This window comes from Pukyongiella litopenaei (assembly GCF_003008555.2).
GTDB lineage: Bacteria > Pseudomonadota > Alphaproteobacteria > Rhodobacterales > Rhodobacteraceae > Pukyongiella > Pukyongiella litopenaei.
The window spans coordinates 777,040-793,093 of the sequence record NZ_CP027665.1 but is presented as its reverse complement, the minus strand read 5'-3'; the positions used below and the strand labels follow the sequence as shown (position 1 = coordinate 793,093).

The following is a 16,054-nucleotide window of genomic DNA, read 5'->3' as shown; positions in this document are numbered from 1 at the left end:
GAGTATCCCATGACTGACATGACCACATTCGATCCCGCGCCCAGGGGGCTGCGCGGCCTGCTGCGCACGACCCTGTTCGGCGCCACGCTGGCCGGGCTGGCAATGGCAACGGGGGCCGTCGACGCGCAGACGCTGCGGGCGGTGAAGCACTCGGACCTGCGTGTTCTCGACCCGATCCTGACCACCGCCTACATGAGCCGCAACCACGGCTACATGATCTTTGACACGCTCTACGCGCTGGATGCCGATTTCGTGCCGCAGCCGCAGATGGTCGAGTCGCACGAGGTGTCGGATGACGGGCTGACCTACACCTTTACCCTGCGCGGCGGGCTGAAGTTCCACGACGGGGCCGATGTCACCGGCGAAGATGTCGCGGCCTCGATCAAACGCTGGGGCGAACGCGACGGCATGGGTCAGGTGCTGATGGATTTCGTCGAGAGCATGGCGCAGGGTGACGCGCCCAACACGTTCGTCATCCAGTTGAAGGAACCCTATGGCCTGGTGATCGACAGCCTGGCCAAGCCGTCGTCGAACGTGCCGTTCATCATGCCCAAACGCCTGGCCGAGACGCCTTCGACCGAGGCGATCCCCGAACAGATCGGATCGGGCCCGTTCAAATGGGTGGCGGATGAATACCAGCCCGGCGTGATCGCGGTCTACGAGAAGAACGAGGATTATGTGCCGCGCGACGAACCGGCGAGCTTTGCCGCCGGCGGCAAGGTGGTCAAGGTCGACCGCGTCGAATGGGTGGTGATGCCCGACGACCAGACCGCGCTGAACGCGTTGCAGGCCGGCGAGATCGATTACTGGGAAAGCCCGCCATCCGACCTGCTGCCGATCCTGGACGCCAACCCGGATGTCACGGTCAGGAACCTGAACGCGCTCGGTTATCAGACGATCATGCGGCCCAACGCGCTGAACGCGCCGATGGACGACGCGCGCATCCGCAAGGCGGCCATCGCCTCGGTCAGGCAACAGGACGTGCTCGACGCGCTGGTGGGCAATCCCGATCTCTACAACCTGTGCGGCGCGATGTTCGTCTGCGGCACCCCGCTGGCCAGCGATGCCGGGTCCGAAACGCTGGTCGAGGGCAACGGCATGGACCAGGCCAAGGCGCTGCTGAAAGAGGCCGGCTATGACGGCACGCCCATCGTCATCATGCACCCGACCGATGTGGGCACCCTGCGCACGCAGCCTGTCGTGGTTGCCCAGGCGATGCGGGACGCGGGCTTTACCGTCGACCTGCAGGCGATGGACTGGCAAACGCTGGTCGGTCGCCGCGCGAGCCAGGCGCCGATCGCCGAAGGCGGCTGGCACATGTTCATGACCAACTGGGTCGGGGCCGACGTGTTCAACCCGCTGGTCAACAACATGGTCAACGGCAAGGGCCCCGAAGGCGGCTGGTTCGGCTGGCCCGATATCCCGAAGATCGAGGAACTGCGGATCGCCTATGCCACCGCGACCTCGCTGGACGAGCAGAAAAAGCTCGCCGAGGAAATCCAGAAACTGGCCTACGAAGAGGGCATCTATGCACCGATCGGCCAGTATTTCGTGCCGTCCGCGTGGTCCAACAGCCTGGACGGCGTGCTGGATGCGCCCGCGCCGCTGTTCTGGAACATTTCCAAGAACTGACATGAAACCCGGTCCCGCGGCCACCTGCGGGGCCGGGTTTTCCGACGCTGAGGTTTCACACCCGGAAAGGTCTGGCCGATGGTCTTCTACATCCTGAAACGCGTGCTGGCAGCGATCCCCGTGATGGGGTTCGTCGCCCTGTTCGTCTTTCTGCTGCTGCGGCTGACACCCGGCGATCCGGCGGCGATCATCGCCGGGGATACGGCGACGCCCGAGCAGCTCGACGCGATCCGGACCTCGCTGGGTCTGAACGAACCGCTGCTGGTGCAGTTCGTCACCTGGATCGGCGACCTGCTGCGCGGCGATTTCGGCACCTCCGTGCTGTCGGGCAAGCCGGTGCTGGACCTGATCGCGGACCGGATGGAACCGACCATCAGCCTCGCGCTGACCACGATCATCCTGTCGGTGGTGATCGCGGTGCCGCTGGGGGTCATCGCTGCGTGGAAACAGGGCACGCTGATCGACCGTTTCGTGATGCTGCTGTCGGTGCTGGGCTTCTCGATCCCGGTCTTCGTGATCGGCTACCTGATGATTTCGCTCTTCGCGATGCAGCTCGGCTGGTTCCCTGTGCAGGGGTTCAAGTCCATCGGCGACGGTCTGGGACCGTTCCTGCACCGGATCGCGCTGCCGACCTTCACGCTGACCCTGCTCTACATCGCGCTGATCGCGCGGATCACCCGCACCTCGATGCTGGAGATCCTGGGCGACGACTATGTGCGGACGGCACGGGCCAAGGGGTTGCCCGAGCACAAGGTCCTGATGCGCCACGCCCTGCGCAACTGCTCGGTGCCGATCATCACCGTGATCGGGATCGGTTTTGCGCTGATCATCTCCGGCGTGGTGGTCACCGAATCGGTGTTCAACCTGCCGGGCCTGGGCCGCCTGACCGTCGATGCGGTTCTGAGCCGGGACTATCCGGTGATCCAGGCGGTGATCCTGCTCGCCTCTCTCATCTATGTCGTGATCAACCTGCTGATCGACATCGCCTATGTGCTGCTTGACCCGAGGATCCGCTACGCATGACCGATCAAACTGTTCCCGCCGCCGCACCGGGCCGCGTGTCGGCGCTGGCCAGAACGCGGGAAATCGTGCTGTCCGGGCCGATCGTGACCGGCGCGACGGTGATCCTCGCGCTGATCGTGCTGTCGGCCATCCTGGCGCCCCTGGTCGCGCCGCATGACCCGGTGCGGCTGGCGCCGGCGGTGCGCCTGAAGCCGCCAAGCGCCGATTACTGGCTGGGCACCGATGCCTATGGGCGCGACCTGTTTTCGCGCATCGTCTACGGCGGGCGCGTCTCGCTCGTGGTAGGCGTTGCCGCGGCGATCTTCGCGGTCCTGGTGGGACTGTTCCTGGGCCTGGTGGCGGGCTACCTGCGCTGGCTCGACGCGATACTGATGCGCATGGTGGACGGGATGATGGCGATCCCCAGCATCCTGCTGGCGATTGCCATCGTGTCGCTGTGGGGGGCCAGCCTGTGGACGGTTCTCGTGGCGATCACCATTCCCGAAGTGCCGCGTGTGGTCCGGCTGGTCCGGTCGCTGGTGCTGTCGGCGCGGGAAGAACCCTATGTCGAGGCGGCGATCGCGGCGGGAACCCCGACCTGGCGGATCATGCAGCGGCACCTGCTGCCCAACACCATCGCCCCGCTGATCATCCAGGGCACCTATATCTGCGCCAGCGCCATCCTGACCGAGGCCATCCTGAGTTTCCTCGGCGCCGGCATCAACCCCGAGACGCCGAGCTGGGGCAACATCATGGCCGAGGGGCGGATCTATTTCCAGATCAACCCCGGCATCGTGCTCTGGCCCGGACTGGTGGTGTCGGTCACCATCCTGACGATCAACCTGGTGGGGGATGCGGTGCGCGACGCGCTCGATCCGCGCATGGCAAAACGGGGGATCGACAGATGAGCCTTCTCGATATTTCCGACCTGCGGATCGCGCTGAACGGCAATGCCGATTTCCAGGTGGTCAAGGGGCTGGACCTGAGCATCGAGCCGGGGCAGACCATGTGCCTCGTGGGCGAGAGCGGCTCGGGCAAGTCGCTCACGGCGCTGGCCACGATGGGGCTGTTGCCGTCGGTGCTGCAACCGGTCGCGGGCTCGATCAGGCTCAAGGGCGAGGAACTGCTGGGCGCGCGCCCGTCGCGGCTGCGCGACCTGCGGGCCACGTCGATGTCGATGATCTTCCAGGAACCGATGACGGCTCTGAACCCGGTCGCGCGGGTGGGCCAGCAGATCGAGGAGGTGCTGGAGTTCCATTCGAACATGTCGCAATCGGCGCGCCGCGCCCGCGCCCGCGAAATGATGGAGGCGGTGCATCTGCCCGACGTGGACAAGATGTATCGCAGTTTCCCGCACCAGCTGTCGGGCGGGCAGCGCCAGCGGATCATGATCGCGATGGCTTTGGTGATGCGCCCGCAGCTGCTGATCGCGGATGAACCGACGACGGCGCTGGATGTGACGACGCAGGCGCAGATCCTCAGCCTGATCCGCGAACTGCGCGAGGAACAGGGCTCGGCGGTCCTGTTCATCACCCATGACATGGGCGTGGTTTCCGAGATCGCCGACGAGGTCACGGTGCTGAAACTGGGCGAGGTGATGGAGGCGCAGGACCTGGACAACCTGCTGCGGCATCCGAAAACCGACTATACCCGCGATCTGCTGCGCTCGGTGCCCAGCCAGGTGCCACGGCCGGAACGGCCGCCCACATCGCAGGACGTGGTGCTGGAGACCAGGGGGCTGTGCAAGGTCTATGGCGGCGGCGGCTGGTTCGCCCGGGGCCGCGAGGTCCGGGCGGCGGACGATGTCGGTTTCAGCCTGCCCAAGGGGCGCACGTTGGGCATCGTCGGCGAAAGCGGTTCGGGCAAGACCACCGTGGCGCGCTGCATCATGCGCCTGATCGACCCGACCTCGGGGCAGATCATGGTCAGCGACACCGACATTGCGTCGCTGTCGCAGAAGGACCTGAAACCGCAGCGCAAGAACATCCAGATCGTGTTCCAGGACCCGATGCGGTCGCTCAACCCGCGCATCGAGATCGGGCAGTCGATCATCGAGGGGCCGCTGAATTTCGGCACGCCGAAATCAGAGGCGATGGCGCGGGCGCGGGAACTGCTGGAACTGGTGGGCCTGCCGGCCAGTGCCGTCGATCGCTTTCCGCACCAGTTCTCGGGCGGTCAGCGCCAGCGCATCGCCATTGCCCGCGCGCTGGCGATGGACCCGGATGTGCTGGTCGCCGACGAGGCCGTGTCGGCGCTTGACGTGAGCGTTCAGGCGCAGGTTCTGAAACTGCTGGACGAGCTGCAGGACCGGCTCGGGCTCGGCATCTTGTTCATCACCCATGACCTGGGCGTGGCCGCGCAGATCTGCGACGACGTGCTGGTGATGCAGAACGGCCGGGTGGTCGAATACGGACCCGCGGGGCAGGTGCTCGGATCTCCGCGCGAGGACTATACCAAGGCCCTGATCACGGCCGCCCCCGGCCGCCACTGGGATTTCGCAAATTTCCGCCCCTTCACCGAAGCGGCCGAGTAAACCCGAGGAGACACCATGAGCGTTTTGCCCATCATCGCCGCAAGCACCGAAGAACTGACCGACATCTTCAAGGACCTGCACGCCCATCCCGAAATCGGCTTTACCGAGCATCGCACCGCCGGCGTGGTCGCCGACAGGCTGAAGGCCTATGGCGTCGACGAGATCCATACGGGCATCGGCGGCACCGGCGTCGTCGGCGTCATCCGGGGCAATCGCGACGGCGCGCGGCGTGTCGGGCTGCGGGCCGACATGGACGCGCTGCCGATCGAGGAGGAAACCAACCTGCCATACCGGTCGACCAATCCCGGCGTGATGCATGCCTGCGGCCATGACGCGCATACCACCATGCTGCTGGGCGCGGCCAAGCACCTGGCCGCAACCCGCGATTTCGCGGGCACGGCGATCGTGATCTTTCAGCCCGCCGAGGAAGGCCTGGGCGGTGCGCGCGGGATGCTGGCCGACGGCCTGTTCGAGCGGTTCCCCTGCGACGAGGTTTTTGGAATGCACAATTCCCCCAGCGGCGAGCCGAACCGGGTCGGCATCTGCAAGGGGCCGGCGATGGCGGGGGCCTCGTTCTTTGACATCAGGGTGCAGGGCAAGGGCAGCCATGCCGCCATGCCGCAGCAGTCGCGCGATCCGCTGGTCATCGCCTCGGCGCTGGTGGGCAGCCTGCAGACGATCCTGTCGCGCAACGTGGCTCCGCTGGACGCCTGTGTGCTGTCGGTGACGCAGCTGCATGCCGGATCGGCCTATAACGTGGTGCCGGACGTGGCGACGCTGGCGGGCACGATCCGCTATTTCAAGGACGGGGTCCGCGACCTGGCCGAAACCCGGATGCGCGAGCTCTGCGCCGGGTTTGCCACCGCCTATGGCGTCGAGATCACCATCGACCTGCGCAACATCTTCGACGTGCTGATGAACGATGCCGACCTGTCCGAGGCCTATCTCGAGGCGGCGGCCGATATCGTTGGCGAGGAAAACGTCAGCAACGCCGACGAACCGGCCACCGGCTCCGAGGATTTCGCCGACATGCTCAAGGTGGTTCCCGGCGCCTATTGCCGGATCGGCCATTCCGGCACCACCGGCCTGCACAATCCGAGCTTCTTTCTCGATCCCGACCTGCTGCCGGTGGGGGCGTCCGTGATGGCACGGATCGTCGAACGCCGGCTGGCCAGCTGAAAGGGTGCCGGATGAACCCGCTCGAACTGCCCTTCGATGCCGACGCGATGCTGGCGGACCTGCGCCCGTGGATCGAATGCGAAAGTCCCACATTCGACGCCGCCGCCGTCGACCGGATGATGGATCTCGCCGCCTGTGACATGGCGGTGATGGGGGCCGTGATCGAACGCATTCCCGGCCGCATGGGCTATGGCGGCTCGGTGCGGGCCCGGTTCCCGCATCCGGACCGGGGCCGCAAGCCCGGCATCCTGATCCTGGGCCACATGGACACGGTGCACCCCGTCGGCACGCTCGATGCGCTGCCGTTCCGGCGTGAGGGCGGGATCTGCTATGGCCCCGGCATCATGGACATGAAAGGCGGCAATTTCGTCAGCCTCGAGGCGATCCGCAAGCTGGCGCAGGCGGGGCTGGAGACACCGCTGCCGGTCACCGTGTTGTTCACCCCCGACGAGGAGGTCGGCACCCCCAGCACGCGCGACCTGATCGAGGCCGAGGCCGCGCGGCACGCCTATGTGCTGGTGCCCGAGCCGGGGCATGACGATGGCGGCGTGACCATCGGCCGCTATGCCATCGCGCGGTTCAACCTGCGCACCGCCGGCCAGCCCAGCCACGCCGGCGCGCGGCTGCAGGACGGCAGATCCGCCATCGCCGCGATGGCGCACAAGATCGAAGAGATCGAGGCCATGACCGGGCCCGACTGCACGTTCAGCGTGGGCGTGATCCATGCGGGCCAATGGGTGAACTGCGTGTCGTCCGTCTGCGATGCCGAGGCGCTGAGCATGGCCAAGAAACAGCAGGATCTCGACGACGGCATTGCCCGCATGATGGCGCTTCAGGGGGATGTGAACGGTGTCGAATTCAGCGTCACGCGCGGCGTCACTCGGCCGGTCTGGCGGCCGGACACGCCCGGAACGGCACGGATTTTCGAGGTGGCGAAAGGCATTGCCGGCGAGTTGGGGTTCGAACTGGAAGGGCGCAGCCAGGGCGGCGGCTCCGATGGGAATTTCACCGGGGCGATGGGTATCCCGACACTGGATTCGCTGGGTGTGCGGGGCGCCGGGCTCCATACGCTGACCGAACATATCCGCGTCGACAGCCTGACCGAACGGGCGCGGCTCATGGCGGGGCTGCTGATGCGGCTCGGCTGAGGCGCGGCATGCGCCGCCGGCATCACCGGGATCGACCCCCGTCGGCGGTGGTCCCGTTTCCCGGCGGGCGTTGCCCGGATCAACGCGGCCTGCAGGTGCCGTGGCGGCGCGGGATCCCGCCTATCCCGGCGGCTCAGCCCGCCCCGCCCAGACCGGCCCCCGTGGCCAGCATGACCCAGACCTTCATGCGCATGATGATCGCCTTTTCCAACGCCCAGGCCTCGATGATCTCGCCCAGCGCGGTATCGGCAAGGGATCCCGAGATGCGTGTGGTATAGGCCTGGACGAGACATCTGCTGCCGTTGACCAGCAGGCTCTGATGTTCGGGATGTTCGAGCTTCAGATGCACGACGACCTCGCCCCGGCCCATGCGCTCGGACGGCTGCAACAGCTTGCCGGTCGGGACGATCTGTCCGGTCGCGATTGACTCCTGGATGCGGACGATCCGCGCCGGCAGGACCGAATCGTGCATCCCGTTGTTGATGTTGCTCGCGCAGGCGACCTCGGCGGGCATGCCGATGCGTATCACCGAGCGATTGACCTGGGTGAACCCGGCCACGATCTCGGCCGGGTCGTCGGCGGTCCGGTGGGGCACGATGACCATCGCGGGGTTGATGGCGACCTCGGCGGCGCGGTCGCCGACATTCAGCGTCAGTTGTTCGATCCGGCCGGCGACCGATGCCTTGATGCGGGTCTTGTCCAGTTCCACCTGCGCCTGCCCGAGCGATGCCTCGGCGGTGGCGAGCGCCGTTGGCGCCAGTTTGTCGGCCTGCAGGCTGGCCGTTTCCAGGTTGGCCTGGGCCTGCGCCACGGCTGCGGTGCGTTCCTTCTGGTCGTCCTGCGCCCGCAGGTAGCGGTCGAGGGCGAAGGCGGGCGATTTCTCCTCGCGCAGCTTTTCCTGGTTCGAAAGTTGGACATTGGCGATATCGAGCGCCGCCTGTGCCGAGTCCACGGCGGCCCGGGCTTCGCGCACCTGCGACCTGGCCACGGTGATCTGTTCGCGGGCCTGCTCGACCTGGCTTTCGGCGACCCCGACGGCGGCGGCCTCGCTCGAATCGTCGACCGTGAACAGCAGATCGCCGGGTTCCACGTCCTGGCCCGCCTTGACGTGCAGGCTGGTCACGGTGCCGCCATTCTCGGCCACGACGGGAACGATCCGAAACGGCACGATGCCGGAATGGGTTTCGGGGTGGTAATACTCGATGGTGAAGACCAGCGCGAGAAACAGCAGGAACCAGACAAAGACGGCGCGGTGGATATTGTAGACGGTGATCGCCTTCTTGCGGAACCGCAGATAGACGATGCGGAACAGCAGCGGGAAACTGGTCAGGATCAGTTCGATCATGTCACCGCCCCCTGTTCTCGTTGACCCATAACACCGCATCCCGTGCGACGGCCGCCGCGATCAGCGACAAGGGCAGCAACACGCTCACCCCTTCCAGCGGCGGCAGCAGGTCATAGGCCAGGCCGACCGTCAGCATCGTCGGAATGGTCGTGCGCAGCGGGCTGCCTTCGCCCTTGCGCTCGGCATAGCGGTCGAACACCGCGTAGAGATAGATGACGAGGAAAACGACCAGCAGGAGGGTGATAAGCCCGTAGATGGCAAAGGTGTCGGTCGCTCCGGGCGCGGTCCATGACAGGGGCGCCGGGTCCAGCGCGGCGGTCTGTGACTCGGTCTTGTCCATGACGGTCCCCATCCCGGCAATGTTGTTCGCGCCCCGGTCGCTCCCGGCCCCGGTCCGGTTTCGGCGCCCGCGCAACCGCGACAGGTCAAACTTGGGCCGGATCGCCACGCGAAATCAAGATGATGTTGCGGCGGACCCGCCGAAACAGCGCTTTTGCCGGCATCGGGCGGCTGTCCGGGCGGTGTTTTGGCAGGCTCGCGCGGTCGCATGAGGTGCCCGTTACGACGCTGGGCAGAACCGTCATTTTCGGGTGGCAGGCGGAAAACCTTGCCGACAGCGGCCTGAAATCGCATCCTACCCGGACAAAGTTGCCGTAGGGGAATGCCGGGAATGAAACGTCGCGCCTTTCTGATGGGACTGCTGGCCGCCCTGCCGGCCTGTGCCCCGACACCCGAAGTGACGGAACCGATCCATCCGAGCGAGTTGCCGATCCCGGAAGAATACGAGCCACGCCTCGTTGACGCGCCCAATCTCGCGCCCGGCGAGATCCATGTCTTCCCGGATACGTTCACGCTGCTCTGGACGCGTCCCGGCGGCCAGGCCACGCGCTATGTGGTCGGGATCGGTGAACCGGGCCGGTATTACAGCGGCCGTTTCCGTGTCGGGGACAAACGCGAATGGCCGTCCTGGACACCGACCAAGGCGATGATCCGGCGCGATCCTGAACTGTATGGGCCGCACGCGGCAGGGATGCCCGGCGGCATCGACAATCCGCTCGGGGCCCGGGCGCTCTATCTCTACCGGTCGAACGGGTCGGACAGCCTGTTGCGCATTCACGGCACGCGCGATGTTCGCGGGTTGGGACGGCAGATATCCAACGGCTGCATCCGCATGGCCAACGATCATGTGATTCAACTCTTCTCCGAGGTTCCGCTCGGCACGCGGGTCGTCCTGCACAACGGCTGATCCGGGGCATGACACCGGCGCCGGGACTGGCAGATATGCCATCAGAAGGCCGCGACCTGTGCCTGCGTCGCGGTCCCCGCGCAGGGGCGTCGATCACCCCGCCGGTGCCTGCGCGGTCCTGGGCGATCCTTGCCGCGACACTTGCCCGGCCTATGCCGGCATGGATAGAACTGGCGCAGGCGATCCGCGCCAGCCGCTCTGCCAGGCCCGGGAGAAAGTGATGCAATTCTACAAGGATGGATTTCGCGGCGGAAATCCCGACATCAGGGATGCCGCGCCGAACCGGCGTGACCGGTCGCCGAACGCGCCGCTGCCGGAAAAGGTGGACGTGCTGATCGTCGGATCCGGCCCGGCAGGGCTGTGCCTGGCCGCCCAGCTTGCGCAGTTTCCGCAGATCGACACCATGATCGTCGAGGCGAGCCCGTCCAACATCGTGAAGGGCAAGGCCGATGGCATCAGCGTCCGCACGATGGAGATGTTCCAGGCCTTCGGATTTGCCGAAAAGGTCAAGCGCGAAACCTATTGGGTCAACCAGACCAGTTTCTGGATGCCCGATCCCGACAACCCGGATGCGATCAGGCGTATCGGCCGGGTGCAGGATGTCGCCGATGACAGCTCGGAAATGCCCCATGTCCTGATCAACCAGGCCCGGATGCACGAGCTTTTCCTCGAGGTGATGCGAAACTCGCCATCCCGGCTTGCGCCCGATTACGGACTGGCGCTGAAAGACCTTTCGATCGACACCGGGGCCGATGATCACCCGGTGACCGTGACGCTGGAAGACACCGGTGTGAACCGGGGCGATCTCGCCACCATCCGCGCCAGGTATGTGGTCGGTTGCGACGGCGCGCGCTCGACCGTGCGCAAGGCGATCGGCGGCGAACTGCATGGTGACGCGGCGCACAAGGCCTGGGGGGTGATGGACATCCTGGCCAATACCGATTTTCCGGATGTCCGCCAGAAATGCCTGATCGCGTCGGCCCGCGACGGCAACATCCTGATCCTGCCGCGCGAAGGCGGCTATCTGTTCCGGATGTATGTGGAGCTCGACACGCTCGGCGAAGACGAGCGTGTGGCCGAGCGAAACTTCACCCGGGATGACCTGATCGCGGCGGCGAACCGGATCATGCGGCCCTATGCCATCGACGTCAAAGAGGTCGTCTGGTGGTCGATCTACGAGATCGGGCACCGCCTGACCGACCGGTTCGATGACGTGCCGGCGGGTGAAGACCGCAATCCCCGCATCTTCACCGCGGGCGATGCCTGCCACACCCACAGCCCCAAGGCCGGCCAGGGCATGAACGTTTCGATGCAGGACACGTTCAACCTGGGCTGGAAACTGGCGCATGTGCTGATGGGGCGTGCCGATGCGACCCTGTTGCGCAGCTATTCCGGCGAACGCCGGGCCGAGGCCCGGCGGCTGATCGACACCGATCACGCATGGGCCCGGATCATGTCGGCCCCGCCGGGAACATCCGAGCTCGACGGTGGCGCAGAGCCGCGTTTCGTTCGCGCGTTCAAGGAGAACCTGGAGTTTACCGGCGGGCTGGCGGTCAAATACGACAGATCCGCGCTGGTCGCGGCCCCGACCCATCAGGCGCTGGCCACCGGCGAGGAAATCGGCCGCCGGTTCCATTCGGCCCCGGTCGTGCGCCTGTCGGATGCCCGGCAGATGCAGCTGGGTCACGCGGCCGGGGCGGACGGGCGCTGGCGCATCTATGCCTTTGCCGGGGCGGGCGACGGTTCACATGCGGGTTCGGCAATCCACCGGCTCGCCGACTGGCTGGAACGCGACCCGGAATCGCCCGTGGTCAAACACACCGGCAGGGCCGAGGATATCGACGCCGTGATCGATGTCCGCGCGATATTTCAGCAGACCTTTGACCGGCTGGACTATGAACACATCCCGTCGCTGCTGAAACCCTGCACCGGCAAGCTGGGGCTCATGGATCACGAAAAGGTCTTCTGCGTCGATCACAAGGGCGCCGGCGACATCTACGACATGCGTGGAATCGACCGCGACCGGGGCTGCATGATCGTCGTCCGCCCCGACCAGTATGTCGCCAACGTCCTGCCGCTCGATGCCTGGCGGGAACTGTCCGAATTCTTCGACGGCGTCCTGCTGTGCGCGGCGGACGCCGGGCGCTGACCGGCGCGTCATGTCCTTGCGACACCGGTCACGCCGTCGCCTGTTGGCGGTGGTTCAATCGAACTTGGCGAGGAAGGCCTCGGTGACGGCCAGGCAGCTTTCCTTCTCCTCGACATGCGGCATATGGCTGGAATCGGGAAAGACATGGCCGACCACGTCGGGGATCAGGTCGAGGAACGGCTGCACACATTCTTCCGTCGCTTCGTCATGGAAGCCGCGGAACGCGAGCGTGGGGGCGGCGATGTTCGGCAGGCGGTTGATAACGGACCATGTTTTCATCGTCCCGACAACGTGGAATTCGTTCGGCCCGTTCATGGTGTGATACACTGTGGGGTCCTCTTCCATGGCGTCAAAGGTGCGCTGCACCTCGGGCGGCATCGGAACCACACGGCAGACATGCCTTTCGTTGAAGACCTTCTCGGCGGCCTTGTAGTCCGGGTGATCGGTCGTGCCGTTGGCCTCGTGCGTGTCGAGCGCAGCCTGCACCTCGGGCGGCAGCTCCGCCCGGAGCTTGGCGGCTCCGGCCAGCCACAGTTCCATCGAGGCGGGTGAATTGGCGATCACCAGGGCCTTGAGCCCGGCCGGACGGCGCACCCCGTGTTCCGCACCCAGCATCCCGCCCCAGCTCTGGCCGAGATAGGCATAGCGGTTGCGGATGCCCAGATGGTCGAGCAACGCGTCAAGCTCGCCGAGGAAGAAGTCGACCGTCCAGAAATCGGCCCCCTTGTCGGGCAGGTGGGTCGATTTTCCATTGCCGATCTGGTCGTAATGGATCACCGGGCGGCCGGTTTCCGCCAAGTCCTTGAAACTGTCCACATAGTCATGGGTGCATCCGGGTCCGCCATGCGCCACGACCAGCGGCAGCTTGTCGGAGTCGAGCGAACCGCAGATGCGGTACCAGGTTTCGTATCCCTGATACGGTGAAACCCCTGTCGTGACGTCATAGGCGCACATGTTGATCTCCCGGTCCCTGTCTCATGGCTTGTCAGCAAGAGGCTAGCAGCGGCGCGCCGGTCGGTGACAGCTAGGGAATCTTATAGGGTACCAGCCCGGGCCACGGCTCAGGCGTCGGGTTCAAGCAGGCGATAATGCGCGGCGAGCGCCAGCGCATGGGCCCGGTTCCGCGCGCCCAGCTTGTTCGCGGCAGAGGTCAGGTGCAGCGTGACCGTCGGGATAGAGCGATCGATTTCATGTGCGATCTGCTTGGTCGTCAGTCCTTGGGCGCAGAGCATCATGCATTGCCGTTCCCGCGGCGTGAACCGGACGTGAGAGGTGCGAAGATCATCGCCCGAGAAACCGGCGCGCACCGCGTCATGCAGGACATATCCTAGGTGGCCGACGGTCGAGAGATGCTCCTCCAGGTCCGCGTCGTCGGCATTGCCGATCCGAATCGCGCTGAATGTCGCCAACGCGCCGCCCGGCCCCCGGACCGGGACGGTGATGCCGCTGCGCATCCCGCTGTCCAGGAGATATTCCACGACGGGCCGGTGCCTGTCTCCCAGGATGTTGCGCATGACCAGGCTCTGCCGGCCGTGATGCGACCACGCGAAGGGCCGGGTCACCTGCCGCGCGGCATCCATCACCGGATCGCGGCTGTAATAGCCGTTCGCGCACCACAGATGTTCCATGTCGCCCGGCGTGCCGCGCATGCTGAGAACCGTGGGCAGGATGAATTGGCCGTCATGGGTCAGCGGAACGGGCGAGAAATCGTAGGTGACGATATCGAACCCGGCGGGCTGCAGGATCTCGCGCGCGAGATCCATCGCGTCGTCGAGGTCGAGGCCCGGATAGAACGCGCCTTTCTTTTCAGCCAGAGTCTGCAACATGAAGATGATGATTGCACACCTGCGGTGCATGTCAATTCTGGCCGTCGGAATGGGGCGTTCCCGGTGCGTCCCTGCGTGTCTGCCGACCGGAAAACCGGCGCCAGTGCCGTGTTTCGATCCCGAATCCGCTCAGACCTATAACAATCAATAGCTATACAGGCCGAAAGTCCCACCGCTACGCTTCCATATGTCACGCGATTTCCGGGGGCGCTTGCTGTCCTTGCCGGAATCGTCTGTCGGCGGGATGTTTCCGTCCCGCAATGACAAAGCCAATCGCGCGCAATCGCGCAAATCAACAAGGGAATGGTAATGACGTACAGATCCTCACTTGCCGCCCTGATGTCCGGCATTGCGCTGGCCGCTGTCACGGCTGCCACCCCCGCCGCGGCTCAGGGGTCGCCCGGTGGCACGCTGCGCCTTCTGGCCAAGGCGGCCGCGGGCACGATCGACCCGCATATCAACTACACGCTGCAGTATTTCCAGATCAACTACATGCTCTATGACGGTCTGGTGACTTTCAGAAAAGCCGGCGACGAAACCGGGTTTGACGTGGTCGCGGATCTGGCCGAGGCGCTGCCGGAGCCGGAAAACGACGGCAGGACCTATACCTTCAAGCTTCGCGACGGGATCAAGTTCTCGGACGGGTCGGATCTGACGGCCGCCGACGTGCTCGCGTCGTTCCAGCGGATATTCAAGGTGTCCGGACCCACCGCCGGTACGTTCTACAACGGGATCGTCGGTGCTGATGCGTGTATCGCTGCACCTGCCGACTGCACGCTGGACGGGGGTGTCGTAATCGATGAGGCGGCCGGGACCGTCACCATCAACCTGACCGCACCCGATGGCGAGTTTCTGCAGAAGATCGCCATTCCCCATGCAGCGATCCTGCCTGCCGAGACGCCGATCAAGGACATGGGCACCGATCCGGTTCCCGGCAGCGGCCCATACATGATCGAGAGCTACAATCCGAACGAGCGGCTCAAGATGGTGCGCAACCCCCATTTCGAGGAATGGAGCGCCGAGGCCCAGCCCGCCGGTTTCCCCGACGAGATCGACTATGATTTCGGCCTGACCGAAGAGGCCGCGGTCACCGCGATCCAGAACGGCCAGGCCGACTGGATGTTCGATCCGCCGCCGCCGGACCGTCTGGCCGAGATCGGCACCAAATATGCCGACCAGGCATTCGTGCACCCGCTGACGGCCATGTGGTATGCGCCGATGAACACCAATCTCGCTCCGTTTGACGATGTGAGGGTGCGCCAGGCCGTGAACTACGCCATCGACCGTTCGGCCATCGTCAAGCTCTTTGGCGGTTCGAGCCTTGCGCAACCGGCTTGCCAGATCCTGCCGCCCGGCTTCCCTTCCTACGAACCATACTGCCCCTATACCGTGGGGGAAGGTGGCAGCTGGTCCGCTCCTGACATGGCGAAGGCGCGGGCACTGGTCGAGGAATCCGGCACCGCCGGCCAGGAAGTCACGATCATCGCCGAGGACAACACCGTCTCGCGTGCGATCGGGGTCTATCTGCAGGACGTGCTGACCGAGCTGGGCTACAAGGCGAAGGTCCAGGCGATCTCGCAGAATATCCAGTTCACCTACATCCAGAACACCAACAACAACGTGCAGATCTCGATATCCCAGTGGTTCCAGGACTACCCGTCGCCCTCGAACTTCCTGCAAGTGCTGTTTGGTTGCGCCTCTTTCACGCCGGGCTCCGATGCATCGGTGAACATCTCCGGGTTCTGCGACGAGGCGATCGATGCGAAGATGGCCGAGGCGGTATCGTTGACCCTGTCCGATCCCGAGGCCTCGGCGGCGCTGTGGACCGAAGTGGACCGTGACGTGACCGACGCGGCGCCTGCCGCGGTGCTGTTCACGCCGAAACGGGTGGATTTTGTTTCGTCCCGGGTGAAGAATTTCATGTTCTCACCCCAGTTCTACTGGATTATCAACCAGTCCTGGGTCGAATAGGCGCCACGCAGATCCGTTGAACG

The 16,054-nt window shown here is 65.3% G+C and carries 13 protein-coding genes; 9 read left to right on the top strand and 4 right to left on the bottom strand.

Annotated features, from left to right (window positions below):
* The first annotated feature begins 9 nt into the window (after positions 1 to 9).
* From C6Y53_RS03955 to C6Y53_RS03930, 6 genes are all read left to right on the top strand, one after another.
* Positions 10 to 1,632 (top strand): ABC transporter substrate-binding protein, encoded by a 1,623-nt coding sequence (locus C6Y53_RS03955; RefSeq protein ID WP_244614935.1) that lies wholly within the window; start codon positions 10 to 12, stop codon positions 1,630 to 1,632.
* Positions 1,633 to 1,710: 78 nt separating this feature from the next.
* On the top strand, positions 1,711 to 2,655 hold the full coding sequence (locus C6Y53_RS03950) for an ABC transporter permease (RefSeq protein WP_106471238.1): 945 nt from the start codon (positions 1,711 to 1,713) through the stop codon (positions 2,653 to 2,655).
* The gene (locus C6Y53_RS03945; protein WP_106471237.1) at positions 2,652 to 3,542 is read left to right on the top strand and encodes an ABC transporter permease; all 891 of its coding nucleotides are present in this window, start codon (positions 2,652 to 2,654) and stop codon (positions 3,540 to 3,542) included. Before C6Y53_RS03950 ends, C6Y53_RS03945 begins: the two co-directional genes overlap by 4 nt.
* The gene (locus C6Y53_RS03940) at positions 3,539 to 5,167 is read left to right on the top strand and encodes an ABC transporter ATP-binding protein (protein ID WP_106471236.1); all 1,629 of its coding nucleotides are present in this window, start codon (positions 3,539 to 3,541) and stop codon (positions 5,165 to 5,167) included. The genes C6Y53_RS03945 and C6Y53_RS03940 overlap by 4 nt, the downstream gene beginning before the upstream one ends.
* A gap of 15 nt (positions 5,168 to 5,182) precedes the next feature.
* Positions 5,183 to 6,346, top strand: coding sequence for a M20 aminoacylase family protein (locus C6Y53_RS03935; RefSeq protein WP_106471235.1), 1,164 nt, complete (start codon positions 5,183 to 5,185; stop codon positions 6,344 to 6,346).
* An 11-nt stretch (positions 6,347 to 6,357) separates the two neighbouring features.
* Positions 6,358 to 7,494 carry a M20/M25/M40 family metallo-hydrolase gene (locus C6Y53_RS03930; RefSeq protein WP_106471234.1) on the top strand — a complete coding sequence of 379 codons (1,137 nt, stop codon included), beginning with the start codon at positions 6,358 to 6,360 and terminating at the stop codon, positions 7,492 to 7,494.
* A gap of 133 nt (positions 7,495 to 7,627) precedes the next feature.
* On the opposite strand, the gene C6Y53_RS03925 is transcribed toward C6Y53_RS03930, so the two are convergent.
* Positions 7,628 to 8,839, bottom strand: a complete 1,212-nt coding sequence (locus C6Y53_RS03925) for an HlyD family secretion protein (protein WP_106471233.1) — start codon at positions 8,837 to 8,839, stop codon at positions 7,628 to 7,630.
* Position 8,840: 1 nt separating this feature from the next.
* The gene (locus C6Y53_RS03920; protein ID WP_149615449.1) at positions 8,841 to 9,179 is read right to left on the bottom strand and encodes a hypothetical protein; all 339 of its coding nucleotides are present in this window, start codon (positions 9,177 to 9,179) and stop codon (positions 8,841 to 8,843) included.
* 330 nt (positions 9,180 to 9,509) lie between these two features.
* Here C6Y53_RS03920 and C6Y53_RS03915 point away from each other — a divergent pair, with 330 nt between their 5' ends.
* On the top strand, positions 9,510 to 10,085 hold the full coding sequence (locus C6Y53_RS03915; RefSeq protein WP_106471230.1) for a L,D-transpeptidase: 576 nt from the start codon (positions 9,510 to 9,512) through the stop codon (positions 10,083 to 10,085).
* Between the two features lie 220 nt (positions 10,086 to 10,305).
* Positions 10,306 to 12,234 (top strand): FAD-dependent monooxygenase, encoded by a 1,929-nt coding sequence (locus C6Y53_RS03910; protein ID WP_106471229.1) that lies wholly within the window; start codon positions 10,306 to 10,308, stop codon positions 12,232 to 12,234.
* A 54-nt stretch (positions 12,235 to 12,288) separates the two neighbouring features.
* On the opposite strand, the gene C6Y53_RS03905 is transcribed toward C6Y53_RS03910, so the two are convergent.
* Positions 12,289 to 13,188 carry a proline iminopeptidase-family hydrolase gene (locus C6Y53_RS03905; protein WP_106471228.1) on the bottom strand — a complete coding sequence of 300 codons (900 nt, stop codon included), beginning with the start codon at positions 13,186 to 13,188 and terminating at the stop codon, positions 12,289 to 12,291.
* Between the two features lie 107 nt (positions 13,189 to 13,295).
* Positions 13,296 to 14,060 (bottom strand): LuxR family transcriptional regulator, encoded by a 765-nt coding sequence (locus C6Y53_RS03900; RefSeq protein WP_106473951.1) that lies wholly within the window; start codon positions 14,058 to 14,060, stop codon positions 13,296 to 13,298.
* 309 nt (positions 14,061 to 14,369) lie between these two features.
* Here C6Y53_RS03900 and C6Y53_RS03895 point away from each other — a divergent pair, with 309 nt between their 5' ends.
* Complete coding sequence (locus C6Y53_RS03895) at positions 14,370 to 16,031, top strand: ABC transporter substrate-binding protein (protein ID WP_244614934.1); 1,662 nt, start codon at positions 14,370 to 14,372, stop codon at positions 16,029 to 16,031.
* Positions 16,032 to 16,054: the final 23 nt, after the last annotated feature.